This window comes from Paenibacillus sp. S02, assembly GCF_019454065.1.
GTDB lineage: Bacteria > Bacillota > Bacilli > Paenibacillales > Paenibacillaceae > Paenibacillus > Paenibacillus polymyxa_B.
In genome coordinates this window covers 3,919,449-3,942,117 of the sequence record NZ_CP073682.1, presented here as the reverse complement: position 1 = coordinate 3,942,117, position 22,669 = coordinate 3,919,449, and the positions used below count along the sequence as shown (strand labels likewise).

Genomic DNA, 22,669 nt, shown 5'->3' with positions numbered 1-22,669 from the left:
CTCAGGCCGTGTAAATCGAATTCGATCCGGTTACACTAACTCCTACCATCATGTGAAAAGAGGGAGCTCGGATGTATTGGATTTACTATGGCAGACTGTACACGACTAAATTTCAGGCAGGATGTCTGGCAAAAAGGTTGGAGCACGACGGCTGGATGTATGGCTACAATGATCCCCGCGCAGTGGAGGTGTACCGCTCGCGCAAAGGTCGTTATGGTGTCCGATTTATTCCGTAAGTCCACGAAAATATTTTTTAAAAAGAAAATTTTCGAAAGGCTATTGACGAAACACAAGAAAATGTTGTATATTAATTAACGTTGCTGTTATGAATATGTAACGTGAATATACATATTTTTTTGAGGGCCCTTAGCTCAGTTGGTTAGAGCGGTCGGCTCATAACCGATTGGTCGGGGGTTCGAGTCCCTCAGGGCCCATTTCCTCAAAAACCCTTGCGTAGCAAGGGTTTTTTGTCGTTTATAGAGGGTGAGAAAATGGAGAGAAATAGCCCCTTTATGAGGGAACGATTATAATTTGCAGCGAACCTTCTCTTTCTTCACTTCTTCTAAATGTGATTTGATTTTTTTAATCTTTCATTGCCATGAAGAATGCCCCCTTAGAATAGAATATATTAAACTACCCAGTGGGGAACAATATCTATTCTAGGGGATGCAATCTATACGCTAGGAGAAGCTCCCAAAAGACTATTTTTTTGAGATTTTAAACTTGAACGGATTATATTCAATGGAAAAATCCTCTGCAGACCCCTTTACAATTAAGGTTAAGTCCGTAGAAGAGTCTACTTTTGAGAATGTCAGAATTCCTTCTGTCTTCATACCAGGTAGTATTTCAGACTGTAGCGCAGGATAAGTATAACTTACACTATCAGTCACTGGTTCGTATTGTTTGTTTCCTTGAGCCAATTTAGTATAGAAGTCATAATAATTTATCGTGTTTTTAGATTTGTTTTCGATTGCCATATAAATCCGTGTTTCCTCTTCAGCAAACTCGACTTTTTGAAGAGTCATGATATAGCCCTTTTGTTTTATTGACTTATTTACTTCTATAGTGCTCAATGTAGGATCGATAAACATAGATTTTTCTATTTTATTTGCCGAGATGGCAGGAGCCGAGGTGTAGTTGCCGTGGGTCGTTCTATAACGATATTTTTCTATGACAGTACCGGTTACGTGGATAAAATCATTCTCTTTTGCATTAGAGAAGCTGGAGAAACTATCTCCGTAAACAAAAGTGTTTTTTTCATTATTTTTCGGATCAGCATTCACTTGAACATAAATTCCATTTCTATTCTCCTTAGGACCATTAGTGATTTGTCCATAAAAATCAATAGAGCGGTCTTCAAACTGATCAGCATTGACGTACATTTGTTCAAATTCTTCTTTAGATAATAATGAATGATCTTTACTTGATGATACTCCACATGCTGTTAATCCCGATATAAAAATAATAAAAGCACCCAAAAGAGAGAAAAAAGCTTTATTTTTCATGAACCCAATATCCTCCAGTATAAAAATATAGTAGCAATAGTCTATCAGAACTAGATATATTTTTCTATAAATATTTACTAATAGGCTAACTCAAGATAGTGAACCTTGTAACCAACAATAAATATAAGAATAAAGTTTCTCTAATGGTCCGTAAGCACATATAAAGGATAACTAATTTCACTATTTTTTCTAATTTATTAAGCCTGGCTACAATTAAGCCTTCATTTTTTGCTTTGTGCAGTTGTTTCCATTATTTAGTTTGCCACAATCGTATTATTGCTGGGTTATGTAAGGAGATGGTTAATGTCTCCGAGAGTACAAAATATTATTGATAAAGTTACGGATCTCGTTTTAATTGGAATCGGTCTAAATATGATCTTTAGAGTTCAAAGAAACAGGGCATTGAATATCTATGAGGATGGGGTGACATCAGCCCGTCCATAAAAATAGCACTGCCCGAATAAACGGACAGTGCTATTTATACTGCTTTTATCTTAGGACACCTTAACGGTGTATACCATTCTCAATTTACCGTTACCGCCGTAAATCTCAACTCTTGCATTCGTTGCAGTAGTGGTGGTTACCACCCCGGAAGCGGAGACGGTGATATTTCCGCTCGCCACTTTATAAGTATCCCCTGGGTAATTTGACAACGCATAGGAATAATTACGTGGCAACGTAGCCGTTCTGTAGTATACTCCGTTAACTTCTACGACAGGCGTAATTACCGGAGAAGGGCCTACAGATGCGGACGCGCTAGGGACGATAATACTCCCAATAAGTCCCAGAGACATAGCTGTTGATAATAATATTTTCTTAGTATTCATAAAAAAAACCTCCTTATGTATGATATGAGCTCCTAAAATATACCATGTAAAGTTATGGATTTCACTTCATTCGACAAATGTTGTCAAAATAATACAACAAAACAATTCTAAAGTCCTATAAAATACAAAAGAATTAAAATATAACAATTTAAGTATTTACTTTTTAACTTACCATACTTTTGAACCATTCTCCTAGCTGTATAGTCTTTGATCCACACGGAATAAAAAGCGGACGTCAGAGTGATTAGCTCCAAGTCCGTTTTTCGTGTTTGTATCTATTTAGTTCTTGATATCAGTTGACAAGTTGGTGTGCAAGCCTCTCATCGCTGTCTAGATTCCTTTCTACCATACGCTGTTTTAATGCAGACAGTTCCGCACACTGTCGAATTGCTTCTGCTACAAGCTGGGCGACCTGTTTGGCTCCTTCGTCAGAAAAATGGGTATTATCCGTTACACCAGCGGGGTAATTAGGATGCGCTTTTTCAGGCAAATGCATAAATAGCTGCTGTGACTCTTTTTCACCCATTGAACGATACAGCTGCTGAGAAGCTTCAAAAATATCGAGCAGGGGTGTCTTAGTTTCCGCGGCTACTTGTTTCATGGCAGCAGGATAGGCTCCTACAGCCAGCGGATCAGGTTCACCGTCTGCGGTGAATCGGCGGCGGCTTACAGAGGTCAATAGCACTGGAATTCCACCACGCTCCCGAGCGGACTGAATGTATTGAATTAAGTTTTGACGATACTCTCCATCAGGATCGGTATAGCGAGTGGGGTCTTCTTTTTTCTCATCGTTGTGTCCAAATTGAATAAACAGATAATCTCCAGCTTGAATATCTTTTTCAATATCAGCTAACCGGCCTTCTGCTATAAAAGATTTGGTGCTTCGTCCATTGACAGCACGATTGTCCACATGAACAGACGGTGCCAAGTAGCTTTGCAAGTGTTCGCCCCAGCCTGTCATCGGTTTTTCGCTAGCCCCTTTTTGAGCTGCAGTGGAGTCCCCAGCGATAAACAGTCGAGTTGTCATCTGTTGCCTTGCCGGAGCATATCCATGTTTTTGAAGCCAAGTTTCCGTTAGATCAAGCCATTGATGGCATTCATGGTTGTCCTCTGACAGTCCCAAGCCGTGTCGCCCTTCCTCAAATACATGCAGTTCAAACGGAATACGTTCTCTGGATAATGAAAAAGCGAACAACAGACTATTTTCTACCGGTACAGCGCCATCATTGGCTGTAGTCCACATCAAAGTTGGAGGTGTCTGTGAAGTTACTTGTCGATCGGATGAAAAGGCTTGAAGCTGCTCCAGCGTCGGCTGTTCCCCTAAAAAATGTGTACGGCTTCCAATATGTGTATAAGGCTCATGAAATGAAATTACAGGGTATCCCAACAACAGAAGATCTGGCTTTACCGTCCCTATAGTGGAGACAATGGAGGCCAAGTGACCGCCTGCAGAAAAACCGATGAGCCCCACTTGATCAGGAATGACTAGCCAATCATGCGGTGTTTGGCGAATCCATTGCAGAGCATGTTCTACATCCTCCAACAAGGAAGTAATCTCGAAATTGCCGACTTGATACTCCAGCACACCCGCATGAATACCTAGATCATTCAACCACCGAGCTATAGGTTCTCCTTCATGTGAGGCCAAATGCTCGTAGCCACCGCCAGGTAATACCAATATAAAAGGACGAGCTTCACGAACTGCTACGGGATAGAGGGAGAGAAAGGAAGTGTCTGACGGAAATTCTTCTTTTACAATCGGTTCTTTAGGACTAACAACATGTAACATAAGTAATTCCTCCAAATTTCTTTTTAACTGCCGCAAACCAAACAAAATCGACTTAAATTGGAATGATACGGATGTAAAAAATAATGCACACGTGAAAAAAATGATTTAAACCTTGTTATGAAAGCGCTATAATTTTGTTGTGATGCAAAGAGCCAGAGGGGGAGCGCAATGAAAAAAGGAAGAATGTTCTATACTATTTTTATTACGATTCTGGTTTTGGGAATAGGATTGGTGGCCAGTTTTGGCAGCTACATCTATTTTACAACAATTAGCTCCGTTGTGGAGAGAGTTTCCAATACCAAGCAAAGCTACATGGCACAGATCAGAAATAGTCTGGAGCAGAAAATTCAAACGATTGAATATGCTTTTAATACGTATAGCACGACCAGTTCCTTTAATGATGTTGTGAAAAATCCCATTACAGAAAAAGATTTTATAGCGTATCGGAATGTGAATACTCAGCTCAATTATATTGCTACGATGGGATTAGAGGGAACGGAATATTCGCTAATCAGTCTAAATCAGAATTGGAGAATCTCCAATGGAAGCCTGTCCTATTTGACGAAAACGGAACGAGAAAAGCTGATTAGTACCTATATCGACCACCAAGAGAAGGGACTATTCTGGGTTAAAACAGATAAAGGAATTCGTTTTGTTAATACCTTGCCTGTATTCTCTAAGAAGAAGCAAGCCATTGCGTTGTCGGATATTTCGCTGCAAACGTTAAATCATACGATTCAAACCGAGGATCATATGGCTGTTTTTATTTTGAATAAACAAGGCGATTTAATGTATGAAACCCAGCCTGCTGAACAATTATTGTCCACCCAACAGCTTCAGCACATTTCAGAAGCTGCAGTGAAGCCGAACAACACAGGTATGTTAACTTTGGAGAAAACGGATCAGCAGCCTGCGCGACAAGTCATTTATGCCAAATCTGCCTATAACAATTGGACTTATTTAACGGTATTAGATAAGAAAGAAATTGCGGATGCCTTTCAAACGACCAAATTTGGGATCATCATGATGGGACTTGTATTAACGCTCTTAATGGTGGTAGTGGCGTACTTCATTGCCATTTACTTTACAAAGCCATTTCAGCAAATAAAACGCAGCTTGCCTAAAAATCCTAATTTCGCTTTCAAAAATGAACCTTCTAAAAATGAAATTGAATGGATTATTAGTTCCATCGACAACATTGTAACCGAGAAGGAAAGCTTGGAAAGTCTCATTCAGTCCGAAATGCCACAGTTGGAAACCCAATTGATTCTCAACCTGTTCCGCAAACGTATTTCTGCAGAGGAATTGGCACGAAAAATGCCACGCTTGGGTTATCCGCAGATCGAGAATCAAATGTATATTACCTTGTTAGTCCAGCTGGATAATCTGGGAGATCGAGAGCCCTCGGATAAAGATGTTTTGCTGCTGGCTATTAATAAAATCGTAGAAGAAACGATTCCAGAGCAGCAGCGAATGCTTCCCATCATTTTGAACGATAACACTCAGGCCACTATATTAATTTTGACAGGTAAGAGCGAACAGGAAATGAGAAAGCAAGTCCTAGATGATGCGACCCTTTTGGTTCGAAACGTAAAAGAGTATTTGAATGTATCCATCAGCATCGGCATTAGTACGGCGTATGATAACTTATTAGAAAGTAAAGAAGCCTGTGAGATGAGCAAGCAAGCTTTGCATCACCGTTTAAATTTAGGCAAAGAGTCGATTATTTTTTATGAAGATATTTCCATGGTCATTTCAGGTCCGGTGCTGCTTCATTATCCTACGGAATTGGAATCAAAACTGTTTGATGCCATCCGAATAGGGGACGAAGAGCAGGTATACCATACCGTGCACTCTTTATTGGAGGAAATGATGATAAAAAACAATCATTCCATGAACTTTGAAGTGCTGTTGGTACGGTTTGTGAATAACCTCATCCAATTGGAGCAGCTATTAGGGATTGAAGTGCTGCTGACGCAAGACAATCATGCCTTGTATCATCGTTTGCTGGACATCCGTAACCCGGAAGAGATAGAACGTATGCTGATAGAGCAAGTTATTTTCCCCATGGTAAAAAGCATGAAGGAGAAGACCAACCAGCAATTCCGCTGTCTCTCGGAGAAAATTGCTGCTATTATCCGTGCTGAATATGACCAGGAATTATCATTAGAACTCATTGGAGACCGACTTCATTACAATCCGAATTATTTAAGCAGCATTTTCAAAAAAGAATACGGAACGACGTTTAGTGAATATCTAATGGGCTACCGGTTACAAATGGGCAAGAAATGGCTCGTTGAGACAGATATGACGATTAAAGAAATCGCTGAGCGACTGCAATATCATAATTCGCAAAACTTTATCCGCTCTTTTCGGAAAAAGGAACAGGTTACACCGGGAGCTTACCGAAAGATGAAGCAAGCCAATTAGCCTTTAACTGCTCCTAATAAAGCTCCTTTGACAAAGTGCTTTTGCACAAATGGATACACGATTAACATCGGAACGGTCGCAATGACAATGACCGCCATCTTAATCGTCTGCGCAGGCGGGATGACATCCACAGCAGTTCCTTCTGCCTGCATACCACTGGAAACGATTACAATTTGACGTAGCAAGACTTGAATCGGCCATTTGGCAGAATCATTAATATAGAGAATGGCGTGCATATACGTATTCCAGTAGGCAACAGCGTAGAATAGAGAGATGGTTGCAATAGAAGGCAGGGCTAACGGCAACATAATTTTAAAGAAGATACCAAAATCGTTGCACCCGTCCATCTTGGCTGATTCCTCCAAATCATCTGGCAGCGCCTGAAAGAAGTTACGCATGATAATCAGGTTAAACGCATTAATGGCCACGGGAAGAATCAAGGACCAATACGAATTGATAAGCCCCATGCTTTTTACAACCAGGAATGTCGGAATCATCCCCCCACTAAACAACATAGAAAACACTACAATGAAGTTAATCGTATTGCGGCCGAGTAGATATCTTCGGGATAATCCATAAGCCATAAAAGCAGTAAATATCATACTTACAACTGTACCGACGATCGTTACTCCGACCGAAACCCCGAGACCTCTAAAAATGGTGGGAGTCGACAGAATATAGCGGTAGGCATCCAAGGAAAAAGTAACTGGGAATAAAATAAACTTCTTGGCTATCACTTCTTCAGTTGAGGCAAAAGAGCTGGCGATGATATTCAAAAAAGGTAAGAGACAAGTGAGGGCAATGAGAATCAATAGTGTACTGTTTACAATGTTGAAAATACGGCTACCCAGCGATTCTTTTTTTCGTAATTTTTGTTTTCGTAATGGTTGTGTCAATGTGGTTGACCTCCTCGTAATCGTTTACATGTCAACCTTATCAAGAGGAAAGAATTCCGTATATAATCAAATCTTGAGGTGTTCTCTAATCATGGAGAAAAGCGGATGATCATTAGGTTGTGTTGTAATCATTAGCTAAGGTGAAAAGGTTGAAAAGTAGGCTGCACACCCATTTTGTAAACGCTATCATTTGATGATTATATGCGGAATGCCGAAAATCGCGTACTCTTGAAAACGTATACAGGAACGTTTGAAGGAGGTCGAACTAATGAAAGTTTCAAGTGTCCCCGCACCAAACATGAAAATGAAAAAGAACAAAAGAACGACGGAAAGCCTTTTACGAATGCAGAAACACAAGTTGCTCTATTTAATGGTTTTACCCGGACTGGTGTACTTCATTATTTTTAAGTATTTTCCTATGGGGGGATTGGTGATTGCATTTCAGGATTATCAAGCTTTTCAGGGAATCACGGGCAGTCCATGGGTAGGAATGAAGCATTTTATTCGTTTGTTTACCGAGCCTACGTTTTTTATGCTGCTTCGCAATACGCTGGTTTTGTTCGCATTGAACATTGTAATCTTTTTTCCATTGCCCATCATTTTGGCACTCATGCTGAACGAGGTTAGGAAGATGTTTTTTAAAAACATTATTCAAACCATTATCTACATCCCGCACTTTATGTCATGGGTTATCATTGTTTCGATTTCCTATGTATTCCTAACCGTAGACGGTGGGGTGCTGAATGAAATGATTGCCGCGCTGGGCGGTGAGAAGATCAGCTTCTTAACTTCTCCGCAATGGCTGCGAACCGTCTACATCGGGCAAGTGATTTGGAAGGAACTCGGCTGGTCTACCATCATTTATCTATCTGCGATTACAGTGGTAGATACGCAATTGTATGAGGCAGCAGAGATGGACGGAGCTGGACGCCTGAGAAAGACATGGCACGTTACCTTGCCTGCGATCCGCCCAGTCATTATTACATTATTAATTTTGAAGATCGGTAGCACGTTGGATTTGGGCTTTGAGCATATGTATCTGCTATTGAACTCATTAAACCGCGAGGTTGCCGAAATCTTTGACACCTACATTTATACTGCGGGCTTAAAGAATGGACAATTAAGTTTCAGTACGACGGTAGGACTTTTTAAAGGTGTAGTAGGTTTAATCCTGATTATGGGCTCCAATCGACTGGCCAAGAAATTTGGTGAAGACGGCGTTTACTAATGACGACGGGAAGGATGCAAAATGGTACGGTTTGTAGAAAACATGAACAAATGGTGCATGCGCCTGCTGCGCCTGGTCTACCTTAATTTGCTTTGGACGGTTGCGACGATTCTAGGCTTGGGTTTTATAGGTGTCGGACCTGCGACTGTTGCTATGCTTAGTATTTTAAGGCAATGGATTCGGGGCAATGAGGAAGTCGCCATTTTCTCGACGTTTGTACGTTACTTTAGAGAAAGCTTTAAAGAAGCAGCAATCATTGGCGGACTTTACAGCCTTGTGGGTTACGTGCTCTACGTGGATATAGTCAACGTCTCGTCCTGGTATGTTCGTGTGGTGACGCTTATTGGAGCCTTTTTGTATCTCATCTCTTTGGCCTACATTTTCCCGCTACTGGCTCACTATGATTGGAAAGGTATCAGACTGAAGGTCAAAATGTCGATAGTGATTGGATTTTCGTATTTACAATATACGCTTGTTCTTTTTGTAGCCATTGTCGTGCTTTTTGCATTGATTCTAGGCTTGTACCCAGGAATTCTAACTTTTGCCGGAGCAAGTATTATGGGTTATCTCGTGATGTGGATGACGCATCAGGTGTTCAGCAAAATAGAGCGAGAGGTTCTGGTGAAAGAGGAAGATATGGCATAAATATATAAACAGAAAAGGAGCAAACACGATGAAAAAGGGAATCACGACGAAAAAGGGAGTATCGGGCCTTCTTGCTGTACTAATGGTCATGAGTGTTTTTTTAGCTGCTTGCGGTGACAAGGGAGCTGAGGATCAAAGCGGCCAAACCTATGATCCGAAGTCCAAACTGGAATTTACCTGGTTAAACGTATTGCATACAGCTTCTCCGCCTACAGAAACGATCAAAAGCAAAATTGAAGAATACACCAATTCTAAAATCACGTTCAATTGGGTGCCTGACGCTTCCAAAGAAGAGAGAATCACTACCGCGCTTGCATCTGGCGAATTGGCCGATATGGTGACTCTGACGATGATGACAAATTCTTCAGTACGAAGCTCTTTGAAATCAGGACTATTCTGGGATGTAGGAAAGTATTTGGATGATTATGAAAATTTGAAAAAAATCCCGCCTGAAGTTCGGGAAGCCGCATCCATTGAAGGGGTACTGTATGGCGTTCCGTTCCAGAAGAATCTGGCTCGGGCGGGTCTGGTCATTCGCCAGGATTGGCTGGATCGCTTAGGACTGAAGGTGCCGACGACACTGGATGAGTTGTATGAAGTTGCGAGAGCGTTTACAGAAGATGATCCGGATGGAAATGGAAAAAAGGATACGACTGGGTTTGTTGACAGATCGGATCTACGCTACAGCAGCTTCAAGACTTTAAGTTCCTACTTTGGCACACCTAATGGCTGGAAAGTTGATGAAAGCGGAAAATTTACGCCGGAATTTGATACTCCTCAATATTTGGAGACCTTAAAGTATTCCAATAAATTATACAAAAATGGATATCTCTCTAAAGACTTTGCTGTAACCGCTAAAACGGACCAGCAGCAACAATTTGCACAAGGTAAAGCAGGTATTTATACAGGCATGATCGATATCTCTAACCTCAGAACCTTGTCCCAAGGCTTACAAAAGGGGCTGAAGCTGGTACCTGTTAACAAGATTTCGAATGGAGATGGCAAATACCACGTATGGTCTGAGGGAAGCGGGGTAGGAGGTTTGCTGGCATTTCCGAAATCCGAAGTAAAAACAGAAGCTGAGTTGAAGAGACTGCTGCAATTTGTAGATGATTTAATTGACAAAGATGTATATATGTATATGACCGGCGGTATAGAAGGCACTCATTATAAGATCGAAAAAGATGGAGCCTTCAAAATTACGAATACAGATTTGTGGCAAGCAGATGTTCAGCCGTTTTCAAGCTCCAGACCAAGTGAAGTGACCTACAACTTAAAAGATGCCAATCCAGAAAAGGAACTGGCTAATGAATTAGTCCGAGAAAATAATGAATTTGCTGTTCTGGACCCGACCGTGCCACTGGATTCAGTCACCGCCAATGAGCAAGGAACAGAGCTGGAGAAAATCATTACCGACGCCTCCTTCAAATTTATTATGGGTGAGCTTGACGAAGCCGGGTTTAAAGCAGCCGTAGAAAACTGGAAAAACTCTGGTGGATCACGGATTACTGCCGAGTATGAGGAAGCGTATAAGAAAACGAAAAAATAATAGCTGAGCATGGCTGTTGCCCCCTGACTCCTTGAATGATTTCTTGGATGTTGAAATCCGGGGGCAGCTTATGCTTTCCCAATACAAAATGGATCTAACATTCTCAAAATATAAAGACAGGAGAGAACGAAATGCAATTGTATAACATTGTAGATTATGGAGCAGTTCAGGATGGCACAACGCTGGCTACGGGAGCGATTGCGGCTGCCATTGAAGCGGCCAGCAATGCTGGAGGAGGAACCGTTTTTGTTCCGTCTGGGACGTATCTGACAGGTGCTATCTTTCTGAAAAGTAACATTGAGCTGCATGTAAGCCCTGGCGCAACTCTGTCCTTCAGTACGGAACTGGCTGATTACCCTGTAGTAGAATCCAGATGGGAGGGCGTTCAGCGGGAAGTGCATGCGTCATGCATTTATGGGCAGAACCTTGAGAATATTTCAGTTACAGGTAGCGGAACGCTGGATGGAAATGGTCAGCCGTGGTGGGAAAAGCACCGCCATCATGCAGAGGAGTTACAGTATCCGAGACCCAAATTAATCAGCTTTGACCGTTGTCAGCGGGTTACCATTAAAGATGTTATGTTAAAAAATTCCCCCAGTTGGACTGTAAACCCCATCGCTTGCTATAACGTTACGATAGATAATTTGTCCATTCTTAACCCGGCGGACTCCCCCAATACGGATGGCATTAATCCTGAATCCTGTTCCAATGTTCGTATTAGCAACTGCAATATAGATGTGGGCGATGACTGTATTGCGATCAAAGCAGGAACCGAAGATACACAAGAGCGAATTCCATGTGAAAATATTACGATTACCAACTGTACGATGGTGCATGGACATGGCGCAGTCGTACTGGGAAGCGAAATGAGTGGTGACATTCGTAATGTTACGATCAGCAATTGCGTGTTCAAGCAAACGGATCGGGGTATACGTCTGAAATCCAGACGAGGACGTGGCGGAACCATCGAGGATATTCGCGTCAGCAACATTGTGATGGAAGATGTAATTTGTCCATTTATTCTGAATCTTTATTATTTTTGCGGCCCTCGGGGCAAAGACAAATATGTGTGGGACAAAAATCCCTATCCGATTACCGATGAAACCCCGTGCTTTAGACGAATCCATTTTTCCGATATTACGGCACGACAGGTTCATGCGGCTGCTGGGTTCTTATACGGACTTGCAGAACAATATATTGCTGAAATTACATTTTCCAATATTGATATTTCTATGGCTAAAAATGCAATTCCCGGTCGTCCGGCCATGATGACAGGGATAGAAGATATGAACAACCGTGGTTTTTATCTAGGTAACGTGAAGGATATTCGTTTTCATCATGTGACGATTGAGAATCATGAAGGTCCTGCCTTTTATATTGAAAATGGGGAAGACGTTGAAATCAATCGTTGCCATTCGAAGAATACAGCTCAGCCCGAAAAGCTGATAGAACAAGTAACAATACAACCTTCTGAACAAAATATGATGAATTAGGAGGCCATGAAAGGAGGTACAACGTGGATAAGTTGCAAGCATTGTTGGGAGACCTTCCGGCAGATCGCCCTGTAACGGCAACTCTGCTGAATCAAGAAGAGCGTGAGGGATATCGACTGGAGTGTCTCCTGCTGGACTTGAACGGGATCGAGTCTGTACCCGCTTATGTAGCTACACCCTTACAAGGGAACGGTCCGTTCCCATTGGTCGTTTTTAACCATTCGCATGGAGGCAATTATACGAACGGGCGCAAGGAACTGATCCATAGCAGCTCTTACTTGCAGCAGCCCTCGTTTGCTACAACCCTGACAGACATGGGGTACTGCGTATGCTGCATTGACATGTGGGGCTTCAATGAACGTGGGGGCAAAACCGAGAGCGAGCTGGTAAAAGAAATGCTCTGGCAGGGCCAAGTGCTGTGGGGCATGATGCTGTATGATAACCGTCGCTTGGTGGATTATATGTGCCAGCGTGAAGACATTGATGCTTCCCGTATCGCAACAATCGGTATGTCGATGGGCGGACTCATGGCATGGTGGATGGCTGCGTTAGATGAACGGATACAGGTTACGGTTGATATTTGTGGACAGGTAGATGCCCATACGCTAATCGCTAAAAGGGGATTAGATCATCATGGCTTTTATTCCTATGTCCCCGGCTTGCTGAAGCATTTTACCACCCTGGATATTCAAAAGCGGATCGTACCTCGTCCACGGATGAGTATAACAGGTCAAAATGATCGGATGTGTCCTATTGAAGGAGTCGAGCATTTGGCAAAAGGGCTGCTGGAAGCTTACCAGGAGGCAGGTCACCCTGAGCATTGGCAGCCTGTGATTGCGGGCGGTGGACATATGGAGACGTTGGAAATGCGAACGGCGTGGCAGTCATTTTTAGCCGAACACCTGTAAATCAAATGAAGGGATCGGGGTAACCATGCTAGTTGGAAAAGAATCCTTTTGTGATTTCCATACGATTCAGGAGGCGATTGCTGTATTGGAGCAGTCGGCTTCCAACGAAATGGAAACGCTAACTATTTTATCAGGTACTTATGAGGAAGAGGTACGAATTTACCGTTCATATCTTCATATTATAGGCATCGGGCAGGTAGAGATTCGAATGGATCGGTATGCCAAGGAGCGGGCTGAAGCGGGTGAGGAAATAGGGACCTTTGCGACACCTACTTTATTTTTAGGCGGTAGCCATCTGATCTTGGAAAATCTCACGATTTCCAACACGGCAGGACAGGGAGAAGCCATTGGGCAGGCCGTTGCGGTATACGCTCATTGTGATGAAACAGTCTTTAGAAACTGTACCTTTAAAGGGCACCAGGATACTTTATTTACAGGCCCTCTACCTCCTGCACCGAAAGAACGACTCCAGTTTGGTGGAATCCATTTGAAGGAGCATCATAGGCACTATCGGCAGCTCTATCAGCATTGTTATATAGAGGGTACGGTGGACTTTATTTTTGGTGGGGCTACCGCGTATTTTGAAGATTGCGAAATTCGCAGTTTACGCCATCATAAGAACCAAACGAGCTACGTTACAGCTGCCTCTACGCCGCAAGGACAGGCGTATGGTTATGTATTCAACCATTGCTACTTAACCGCAGAGCCTGATATTACTCCGGTTTTTTTGGGGCGTCCGTGGCGGGAATATGCCAAGACCGTATTTGTCAATTGTAAAATGGGCGACCATATTGACCCACGTGGCTGGGACAATTGGAACAATGTTGCGAACGAGAAAACGGTCTGTTATCAGGAATATAACGGACACGATGAAGTTGCTACGTTACGTAAGCAGCGTGTTCCGTGGGCGGATTGTTTTGAAGCGGGAACAGAAGCATGGAGCAAGGAACAGGTTTTTGCTAAAGTCACATTTTGGAAGTAAGGAGAAGTGAGGTCTCATGATGATCCAAAATCCCATATTAAAAGGCTTTAATCCCGATCCGTGTATTACACGAGTCGAGGATACTTACTATATTGTGGTGTCATCGTTTGAGTGGCTGCCTGGAGTACGGGTGTACCAGTCCAAAGATTTGGCAAATTGGGAGCATTGCACAGATATTTTGACCGATCAGGTTGACTTAAGAGGTAATCCTAAAAATTGTAGCATTTGGGCACCGCAGCTTAGCTATGCGGATGACCTTTTTTATCTGCTCTATACGGATGTGAAAAGCACCAAGCGTCCGTTCAAGGATGTTCATAATTTTGTGATGACGGCGCCTACGATCCAAGGACCGTGGTCGGACCCCGTTTATCTTAACAGTAGCGGATTTGATCCGTCTTTATTTCATGACGAGGACGGACGCAAATGGCTGTTGAATGCGTTGTGGGATTACCGTATGTTGGAAAGCAATAAATCTTCCGGTATAGTCATGCAGGAGTATGACAGCAAGCAACAACAGCTCATTGGCGAGCCTGTTAAAATCTTTGATTGTACTCCTTTGAAGAAAACAGAAGCGCCTCACATCTACAAGCAAAACGGATATTATTATCTTGTTACAGCGGAAGGCGGAACGGGTACGGGGCATGCCGTTACCGTAGCACGCTCCAAGCAGATATCCGGGCCGTATGAAGTGGACCCGCACAACCCAATGCTAACGTCACGTGATCAACTTGATTTCCCGTTACAATGCGCAGGACATGGCAGTCTTGTACAAACACCAGACGGCGAATGGTACATGGCTCATTTATGCACACGTCCAGTAGAGGGGAAATATGCCATTTTAGGACGGGAAACAGCCTTGCAGCAAGTGTACTGGAATGATGAAGGCTGGCTGCGATTAACTGCTGGGGGCCATACACCTCAATTGGAGGTACCCGCACCTCAGGGGATGTTCTCGGTTAAGCAAGAGCAGCAGAGTTATGTTTTTGAGGATTTTTTCGAGGGACCCACATTAGATAAAACGTGGAACACATTGCGTATCCTGGCGGACGATAGCTGGTGTTCATTAAGCCAGCGCCCAGGCTACCTTCGCATTCTGGCTGGAGAATCCATTCAAAGCCTGTTCCAGCATCACGTGCTTGCCATTCGGCAAACGGATCATCATTTCCGGGTAGAAACAGCATTAGAGTATCAGCCAACAAGCTATTTACAAATGGCGGGGCTTCTACTGTACCTTAATGAAGAAGATTATTTGTACGCCTATGTTAGCTATGAGGAGGGACAAGGGAAGGTACTGCGCATGATGCGATGTGAAGCCAATACATTTACCTTAGTTCCCCAAGCGATTACGCTTCAGGACGATCTTCCTATACATTTAGCTGTGGAAGTCCATGCATCCCACGGGCAATTTTATTATGGAGTCGGAGACACACCTGCTTGGAAGCGGCTTTTTGAAATGCAGGATATCAGCTTTTTATCCGGTGGTTTTACAGGAAATTTTGTAGGTATTGCTGCTCATGATATGCAACAATTCCAAGGAAGCTACGCTGATTTTTCTCATTTCTTCTATCATGGTAAGGATCATCTTTCCTCATAAAAAAACATGATAATGATTATGTTGAAAGCACCTTAATGGGTGCTTTTTTCGTTGTTTCTGCACTTTATCTTTTCACATTATAACTTCGCAAAATCTCCAAAAAAGCGGTGCTTGCTTTCGTTTCAAATGTCGAAGAAGGAGTTAGGAAGGAGAATTTTCGAATAACCGGAAGATTACGAATATCCAGTACTTTTAATGTTCCCAGAGCAAGTTCCTTCTGAATGACCCATTGGGACAGCAAAGAAATCCCCAAGCCTGCTTCTACAGACTCTTTGATGATCTGTGTACTGCCAAAATTCATCATATGAGAAGGGGAGAACTGAAACCGTGCAAACATTTTATCAGCCGCTTCCCGGGTTCCAGAACCTTCTTCCCGTAGAATCCAGATGTCCTCTTGCAGCTCACTTACATCCACTTGAGATTTACCAGCCAAACGGTGATTTTGCGGAACGACGATATACATTCTATCATCAGCAAATGATTCGATGTGTAAATGGTCATGCTGAAATTCTCCTTCGATAATGCCTACATCCAGTTGATTATGGACCATGAGTTTTTCAATTTCCTGGGTGTTGCCGATGGTAATGGAGGGCTGAATGAGTGGATACCGGACCCTCATTTGCGCGATCACATGTGGCAGCACATATTCGCCATACGTGTAGCTTGCGCCGATCGACAGGTTTCCTTTTGCTGTATGCATCAGCTCGTCCACCAAATACTGCATCCGTGTATGGAGACGGATAATCTCCTGAGCATGATGATACACAATTTCACCTGCTTTGGTTAAGCGTACATACTTATTGCTACGCTCCAGGAGGCGGGTTCCTACGCTACGTTCCAGCGTTTGAATATATTGACTTACCGCAGGTTGGGTCATGTGTAACACCTCGGCAGCTCGTGTGAAGTTTTGTTTCTCCGCGACCATAACAAATACGATTAAAGATTGGTCCAAAGCCCATTCCTCCAAATTCATCATATCTATTTACTTATTATCATTATTATAATGATTTATTTTTCTTATGACAAAAAACATATTAAGCTGGATGCATGTAGAATTGGAGGGGTTCACCATGAACAGTCATACACAACACACCAAATTATTTTCGAACAGAGGGCGATTATTCCAGCGTATATTTGGCATTGTCCTCACGATGTTATTTGCTTTGGCAGGCTATGGCCTGAATGAATTGCCAGGCTTTCATTATGTAGGTCCATTGGCTTGTGCCATGTTTCTCGCTATTCTGTACCGACAGTTGTGGGGATACCCTGAAGCTGTGCGCTTGGGGGTTGAGTTTTCAGCAAAGAAAATACTACGTGGAGCTATTGTGTTATTTGGGCTGAAGTTGAACATGGATGTTGTCATTCATCATGGACTTGGTTTACTTTTGCGTGATGTGGGCACTGTTGTATTTTCCATCTTTTTTACGGTTTGGCTGGCAAAACGTTTCAAGGCAGATGCTTCGCTTTCGCTTCTTCTTGGTATTGGAACAGGAGTTTGCGGTGCAGCAGCGATTGCAGCGGTTTCTCCCTTGTTAAAATCCAAAGATGAGGATACAGCCATAGGGGTAGGACTCATTGCCTTGGTTGGAACGGTATTTGCCATTTTGTTTACTGTGCTTCGGCCCTGGCTTCCTTTGACGGATATGCAATATGGAATCTGGTCGGGTATCAGTTTACATGAAATTGCACATGTGGCCTTAGCTGCAGCGCCTGCCGGACAGGATGCACTTGCAATGGGCTTATTAGCCAAACTGGGGCGTGTTTTCTTACTCATACCGCTCAGCTTTGTTTTAATGTATTGGATGAAACGAACCGGAAAAATTCGTACAGACGCTAAAGTGGAGTTCCCCTGGTTCCTCATCGGCTTTATGGCTACAAGTATTGTGGGCAGCTATGTTTTTGGAAAATATATTGTAGTTCCATCTAGTCTGACGAACGGAATTTCTCAAGTTACCACCTTTATGTTAACGATGGCTATGGTAGGAATGGGGCTAAATGTGAGCTTTAAGGCTTTGCGGGAGAAAGCAATGCTTCCCTTACTGGTACTGTCTGTTACCTCGATCATTCTTATAGGGTTAACATTTTTAACAGTGTGAACATGAAGTATTCGTTTGTGATAAGATTGCTAGTAAACTAGATTAATAAAACTGGAAAAAGCTCTGCTTGCTGTATAGCTGGCAGAGTTTTTTAGTACTTTTGTATGATAAGACTGAAATTGTACTGAATCAATCGTAACTTTTTACATATGATTCGCGTCTATCAAAATGGAGGTCCTGAGAATCATAGATTGCAAGAATTTCATAAGCGAAAATTTAGAGAATGGTAGGGTACATAATGAAGAAAATTTGTTTATTTGCTTTTTTGTTTCTGTTTCTACTAGCATTTCCAAGAGAAAGTCATGCTGCATCTTCGAGTTCACATCTTCAGTTGGATGGTAAAGATATAAGTGTTGGCAAAGGTGTTCAGATTCAAGAAGTAAAGGGGAATGTACTGGTTCCACTCCGTCTCATTGTAGAGGAATTGGGTTATAGCGTGAATTGGGAGTCCAAGACAGGGACCATAACTATACATAAGCAAAATCTTAACCTCAGTCTTCAGGTCAACAATCCCATAGCCTCTGTCAATGATCATCAAATGGGATTGGCTGTAGCCCCTTTGCTTAGAGAGGGGACGACTTATGTTCCGCTTCGCTTTGTGTCCGAACAGACAGGGATTGATGTGGCCTGGAACAACGAGCTTAAAACTGTGTTCCTGACGACTCCGCCTACTTCAAGCGGCAATAGCGAGTCCACTCATGATCATTCTGCTACTCCAGCTGTAAGTAATCCTAAAGAGAGTGCGCGTACGGCTATAAACCAAATTAGCTTCGCTAATCACCAATTGACTATAGCTGTTAATGGAAAAGCAAACCCCAAAGTAACTACGTTGACTCATGCAGACCGTATTGTTGTAGACATATCTAGTTCAACTTTTTCTGAGGAATTTCTAGCATCGCAATCATTTGATAGTAGTGGACAAGGAAGTTTTCCAGTCACAGAAGATCCAGATGTTTCCCAAGTAAGATACTCCATGTTTAGTACAACCCCCGCATCGGTACGTATTGTGGTTGATCTTAATCACAGCACACCCTTTCATGTACTCGATGCGGATGATGGTAAGGTTGTTGTAGCGTTGGATCAGGAAACGGAGGAGCCATCAACTACCGAGGACGTTATACCTACCATACCTGTTGTACCTGCGATTTCTTCTGATGGACACGCGCAAGGGATTGACGTCTCACACTATAATGGCAATATTGATTGGCAGCAAGTGGCGGCGGCAGGCAAGACATTTGCTTTTATTAAAGCTACAGAGGGTACAAAATATCAAGATAATCAATTTTTAGTGAATGTGCAGGGTGCCAGAGATGCTAACATCCTGGTTGGCGCTTACCACTTTTTGAACGCTACTACTGCGGATGGAGCTCGTCAGGAAGCAGCTAATTTTGCCAGGGCTATAGATTCAGCAGGAGGCAGGCTGGATCTCCCCCCTGTGATGGACTATGAAAATAACCCCAAAGGTCTTACTCCTGCACAGATTAGTGAAGTGGCGCATGCTTTTTTGGATGAAATGGAGAGGCTTACCGGGCGTCAGCCGATCGTATACACCGGCAATGTTTTTGCTTCCAAGTTTGATCCTACATTTTCTATGTATAAGCTGTGGGTAGCCCGATACAGCACTACGCAAAAGCCGACCGCAGTCCCAGCTTGGAATAGCTGGTGGGCTTGGCAGTACAGTAGCACAGGCAGTGTTCCGGGTATTCAAGGCCAAGTCGATTTGGATGAATACAACGGAACGATAGATGAACTCCGGGCTTCACTGGCAGGAGAGCTTGATTAGCATAATCAACGTTATAATCAATCCTCGCGAATCCGGAACAGGATTTGCGAGGATTTTTAATGTCTAATTTGTTTAGTTGGGCATGATCCATACGATTTCGCTGATTCGAACAAAGAATTTTTTTCCGTATACATCTAAAATGACATGATCAGGCTTACAGTCCACTACACATCCATCAATTCTGCCACGTGTTGTCTCAAGTACAACGTACTTGCCGATCACCGATTTTAATGTTTCTACGACGTACGGATCTACAGGGTGCACCACGACGTGGTGAGAGGTAGGATGGTGAGGGAAAGGTTGATTAACGTTGTAATTGAGCATTTGATTTGAATTCAATTGCTTCACTCCTTCAAGATTAGTTGTGTTATCCTATGCTCCTGCCTAGGAAAGGTGTAGGCTAATGCCCATCAGCAAAAACATTCATAACATTGCCGAAAAGCCCGGTCCGTAGGAAAGCTCAATACATAAGATATGTTGTACCTTGAATTGAAGGAGGCAATGACCATGAGTGAATGTGAAAGAGGTTGTGGTGGCGGTTCAGTAGGGGGCTACCCAGGAGTATGGACATCGACAGGAGCTATTCTGGTACTGTTCATTCTGCTCGTTATCATTACTAAGTCTTTATGGGTTTAAATTGAAATGAGTAGCTTAACCCCCCATCGGTATATAACCGATGGGGGGTTAAGTGTTTTAGAGGATGGAACGTATGATAAAACACCTCAAATAACAGCTGCCCAGCCCTGCACAAACTGTGCCGGGCTGGGCAGCTGTTATTTGAGTTACATTGGCATCTATAGACAGGAACGGACAATGGATCAGGATTAAATTAACGCAATCGCCAGCAGGGTGAACAGGCTCAAAGTTAAGATTTGATTCCCATACCCGTAGCCAGGATAAAAGGCAGACGTTTGTACACGTCCGTTCCGTTCTGTTTTTAAGTACACATTATTACGATCCACATCCATAATGGTTCCTTCGTACCGTTTTCCGTCAATGGTGAGAATACGCACCTTTTTATTCATGCAGTTCAAACAGTTGTAATAAGCGTCCATTCCATCACCCCCTCTTATACATTGGCATTTTATGAGAGGGACGGTCTTATGGTAACGGCGAACATACAGGGAAAAGGTATTCCCTCGAACTTAAAGCCTCACTAGAGTTAGCCTATTCTTGATAGGGATTAAAAGAGAAGCCAGGATATCCATTGGTATGGGCATAACCTCTTTGGGGAGCGAGCTGAGGGTGTGCTGAAGTATCGGCAAGCCTTACATGTATCCCAGGTTTTCGGGGGGGCTGCTGTTTGCAGTCATTGGGAGGACCGATGATGACAGGCTTTTTAATTGGGGCGAGTGCTTCCTGAATCTTATTCTCATTCAGGCAGTAAGTATGAGCCAGAATGTTACTTGGCGTTAGCCGCAAAATGTCGGAGCCCAGTATGAATTCAGGGGTCGGAGCATTAAAAATGGTCAACAAATGAGTGTTGTCCATCGTAGCGACCAGATAATGCCACCATCCCTGAGGAACGTTAGCCACTTGGCCAGGTGTGATCGGAAAATGTCGTAACTCGAGGGTGAAGGGGTTAATCAGTGACACGGTTACTGCTCCAGAGATGCAGTATACCAGTTCTGTGGCATTTTGGTGATAGTGAGGCTCCACAACATTAGCTGTGCTAAGGCGAATATCCAGCAGCGATACATTTGCCAATGTATTCAGCTGCTGGATCGACAGCTCGTTGATCGAGTTTTGAGCATCCTTCTGAAACAAAACATTGTCTCTTAAATCATAGGTGAATTGTACAGTAGGGGAGGTGTAATCCATATATGAATCCACGCGTCGTTTCCTGCCTTTCTATTATTCGAAATTTGATGATCGTACGCTACCCTATGCATACGCCCATGTATGTGTGCGCGGATATGTGATTTGAATTAGTAAAAATCAGGCTCCGGTCCCGGGCAAGTTGAAGCGAAAAATAGCGAAAAAAGTCACGTATTCAAGTGTGGTCAGAACATGATCCATTGCTCTTAATACACGTCATCCCTTTAGGGATGGCGTTTTATTTGCTTGGGTAGTCTTAGGACCAGAGCCGGATGATACGTAAATGCGGCTTGTGGTATACTGCAACGGACGTGTGAAAGCATGATTGTCCCATTCCGTATGTAGCCACGCGTCATTTCTGCAGCTAGGCATAAGTTATGTCATAAGAAACATCATCGGATAAACGTCCCTGAGTTGTACAGGCCGGAATGGTTGCACCGGACAGAACATGAAAGAGGAGGTTGTCTGGAATATGAAAAAGTTATCTGTTTTAATCCTGTCCTGCGCATGTATGTTAGGTACTGTATTGTCAGTCGCACCAGGACAAGCACAAGCACAATCGTCAGCTTTGAAGAAAGGGGTTCAAAGCGAACGGGTGCTGGAGCTTCAACAGCAGCTTCATTCGCTCGGTTATTTCAAAGCCGGGTTTACTGGGTACTATGGTTCTCTGACCAGTAAAGCGGTAGCTCGTTTTCAACGGGATAACGGTCTGACACCTGATGGAGTAGCCGGAGCGGCTACACAAGCCAAGCTGGAATCCTTCGGAGAGGTGCGCGTAACCGCGCTGGATCAACTGGCTCGTATCATTTATTCTGAGGCGCGCGGAGAATCGTTTGAAGGTCAAGTGGCTGTCGGCGCTGTCGTATTAAACCGTGTTCAGTCCGGCGAGTTTCCAAGCTCGATCCCGGACGTTATTTTGCAGCCTGGCCAATTCACCGCTGTACAGGATGGTCAATACCGTCTGAAACCAAACAAGACTGCGTACCGTGCAGCCAGACAGGCACTTAATGGTGCTGATCCGACCAATGGGTCCTTGTTTTATTACAACCCGGCCATTGCCACAGCCAAATGGAGTAAAAGTCGTCCGGCTGTCATCTCACTCGGTCGCCATACGTTTACGAATTAA

At 43.3% G+C, this 22,669-nt stretch carries 21 protein-coding genes and 1 tRNA gene; 14 read left to right on the top strand and 8 right to left on the bottom strand.

The genetic code is table 11. From position 1 onward, the window contains the following. Positions 1 to 71 precede the first annotated feature (71 nt). Together KAI36_RS17475 and KAI36_RS17470 are read left to right on the top strand one after the other, a co-directional pair. Complete coding sequence (locus KAI36_RS17475) at positions 72 to 236, top strand: hypothetical protein (RefSeq protein ID WP_014282411.1); 165 nt, start codon at positions 72 to 74, stop codon at positions 234 to 236. A 124-nt stretch (positions 237 to 360) separates the two neighbouring features. Continuing rightward, a tRNA-Ile gene (locus tag KAI36_RS17470) sits at positions 361 to 434 on the top strand. Positions 435 to 701: 267 nt separating this feature from the next. Here KAI36_RS17470 and KAI36_RS17465 read toward each other — a convergent pair. From KAI36_RS17465 to KAI36_RS17455, 3 genes are all read right to left on the bottom strand, one after another. Further along, positions 702 to 1,505: a DUF4352 domain-containing protein gene (locus KAI36_RS17465; protein WP_220025571.1), complete on the bottom strand. Its 804-nt coding sequence runs from the start codon at positions 1,503 to 1,505 to the stop codon at positions 702 to 704. A 494-nt stretch (positions 1,506 to 1,999) separates the two neighbouring features. Next, positions 2,000 to 2,332 carry a hypothetical protein gene (locus KAI36_RS17460; RefSeq protein WP_220025570.1) on the bottom strand — a complete coding sequence of 111 codons (333 nt, stop codon included), beginning with the start codon at positions 2,330 to 2,332 and terminating at the stop codon, positions 2,000 to 2,002. Positions 2,333 to 2,624: 292 nt separating this feature from the next. Next, positions 2,625 to 4,121, bottom strand: coding sequence for a GDSL-type esterase/lipase family protein (locus tag KAI36_RS17455; protein ID WP_220025569.1), 1,497 nt, complete (start codon positions 4,119 to 4,121; stop codon positions 2,625 to 2,627). Positions 4,122 to 4,289: 168 nt separating this feature from the next. Between KAI36_RS17455 and KAI36_RS17450 the strand changes: the two genes are divergently transcribed. Further along, entirely contained in the window at positions 4,290 to 6,551 is a 2,262-nt protein-coding gene (locus tag KAI36_RS17450) for a helix-turn-helix domain-containing protein (RefSeq protein WP_025718614.1), read from the top strand. On the opposite strand, the gene KAI36_RS17445 is transcribed toward KAI36_RS17450, so the two are convergent. After that, positions 6,548 to 7,447 carry a carbohydrate ABC transporter permease gene (locus tag KAI36_RS17445; RefSeq protein ID WP_013311057.1) on the bottom strand — a complete coding sequence of 300 codons (900 nt, stop codon included), beginning with the start codon at positions 7,445 to 7,447 and terminating at the stop codon, positions 6,548 to 6,550. The two genes, KAI36_RS17450 and KAI36_RS17445, sit on opposite strands and share 4 nt — an antisense overlap. Positions 7,448 to 7,715: 268 nt before the next feature. On the opposite strand from KAI36_RS17445, the gene KAI36_RS17440 reads away from it, so the two are divergent. The 7 genes from KAI36_RS17440 (at position 7,716) to KAI36_RS17410 (ending at position 15,846) form a co-directional block, all read left to right on the top strand. Continuing rightward, entirely contained in the window at positions 7,716 to 8,675 is a 960-nt protein-coding gene (locus KAI36_RS17440) for an ABC transporter permease (RefSeq protein WP_023989418.1), read from the top strand. Positions 8,676 to 8,696: 21 nt separating this feature from the next. Then, entirely contained in the window at positions 8,697 to 9,320 is a 624-nt protein-coding gene (locus KAI36_RS17435) for a YesL family protein (RefSeq protein ID WP_013311055.1), read from the top strand. A 28-nt stretch (positions 9,321 to 9,348) separates the two neighbouring features. Continuing rightward, positions 9,349 to 10,869, top strand: coding sequence for an extracellular solute-binding protein (locus KAI36_RS17430; protein ID WP_190297585.1), 1,521 nt, complete (start codon positions 9,349 to 9,351; stop codon positions 10,867 to 10,869). 131 nt (positions 10,870 to 11,000) lie between these two features. Then, the gene (locus tag KAI36_RS17425; RefSeq protein ID WP_220025568.1) at positions 11,001 to 12,362 is read left to right on the top strand and encodes a glycoside hydrolase family 28 protein; all 1,362 of its coding nucleotides are present in this window, start codon (positions 11,001 to 11,003) and stop codon (positions 12,360 to 12,362) included. 23 nt (positions 12,363 to 12,385) lie between these two features. Beyond that, positions 12,386 to 13,270, top strand: coding sequence for a dienelactone hydrolase family protein (locus KAI36_RS17420; RefSeq protein ID WP_220025567.1), 885 nt, complete (start codon positions 12,386 to 12,388; stop codon positions 13,268 to 13,270). Between the two features lie 25 nt (positions 13,271 to 13,295). Then, on the top strand, positions 13,296 to 14,252 hold the full coding sequence (locus KAI36_RS17415) for a pectinesterase family protein (RefSeq protein WP_220025566.1): 957 nt from the start codon (positions 13,296 to 13,298) through the stop codon (positions 14,250 to 14,252). A 16-nt stretch (positions 14,253 to 14,268) separates the two neighbouring features. Next, entirely contained in the window at positions 14,269 to 15,846 is a 1,578-nt protein-coding gene (locus tag KAI36_RS17410; RefSeq protein WP_220025565.1) for a glycoside hydrolase family 43 protein, read from the top strand. Positions 15,847 to 15,910: 64 nt separating this feature from the next. Here the strand turns inward: KAI36_RS17410 and KAI36_RS17405 are convergent, their stop codons facing one another. After that, positions 15,911 to 16,798: a LysR family transcriptional regulator gene (locus KAI36_RS17405; RefSeq protein WP_220025564.1), complete on the bottom strand. Its 888-nt coding sequence runs from the start codon at positions 16,796 to 16,798 to the stop codon at positions 15,911 to 15,913. 118 nt (positions 16,799 to 16,916) lie between these two features. Between KAI36_RS17405 and KAI36_RS17400 the strand changes: the two genes are divergently transcribed. After that, the gene (locus KAI36_RS17400) at positions 16,917 to 17,942 is read left to right on the top strand and encodes a YeiH family protein (RefSeq protein ID WP_023989410.1); all 1,026 of its coding nucleotides are present in this window, start codon (positions 16,917 to 16,919) and stop codon (positions 17,940 to 17,942) included. Positions 17,943 to 18,180: 238 nt separating this feature from the next. Further along, positions 18,181 to 19,725, top strand: a complete 1,545-nt coding sequence (locus KAI36_RS17395; protein ID WP_220025563.1) for a GH25 family lysozyme — start codon at positions 18,181 to 18,183, stop codon at positions 19,723 to 19,725. A gap of 72 nt (positions 19,726 to 19,797) precedes the next feature. Here KAI36_RS17395 and KAI36_RS17390 read toward each other — a convergent pair whose 3' ends face one another. Continuing rightward, positions 19,798 to 20,064, bottom strand: a complete 267-nt coding sequence (locus tag KAI36_RS17390; protein WP_025719729.1) for a DUF2642 domain-containing protein — start codon at positions 20,062 to 20,064, stop codon at positions 19,798 to 19,800. 168 nt (positions 20,065 to 20,232) lie between these two features. On the opposite strand from KAI36_RS17390, the gene KAI36_RS27400 reads away from it, so the two are divergent. After that, complete coding sequence (locus KAI36_RS27400; RefSeq protein WP_013371969.1) at positions 20,233 to 20,361, top strand: hypothetical protein; 129 nt, start codon at positions 20,233 to 20,235, stop codon at positions 20,359 to 20,361. Positions 20,362 to 20,549: 188 nt separating this feature from the next. Here the strand turns inward: KAI36_RS27400 and KAI36_RS17385 are convergent, their stop codons facing one another. Together KAI36_RS17385 and KAI36_RS17380 are read right to left on the bottom strand one after the other, a co-directional pair. Continuing rightward, positions 20,550 to 20,780, bottom strand: a complete 231-nt coding sequence (locus tag KAI36_RS17385; protein ID WP_013311045.1) for an LSm family protein — start codon at positions 20,778 to 20,780, stop codon at positions 20,550 to 20,552. Positions 20,781 to 20,892: 112 nt separating this feature from the next. Then, positions 20,893 to 21,558, bottom strand: a complete 666-nt coding sequence (locus KAI36_RS17380) for a cupin domain-containing protein (RefSeq protein ID WP_220025562.1) — start codon at positions 21,556 to 21,558, stop codon at positions 20,893 to 20,895. A gap of 457 nt (positions 21,559 to 22,015) precedes the next feature. On the opposite strand from KAI36_RS17380, the gene KAI36_RS17375 reads away from it, so the two are divergent. Next, entirely contained in the window at positions 22,016 to 22,669 is a 654-nt protein-coding gene (locus KAI36_RS17375; RefSeq protein WP_220025561.1) for a cell wall hydrolase, read from the top strand.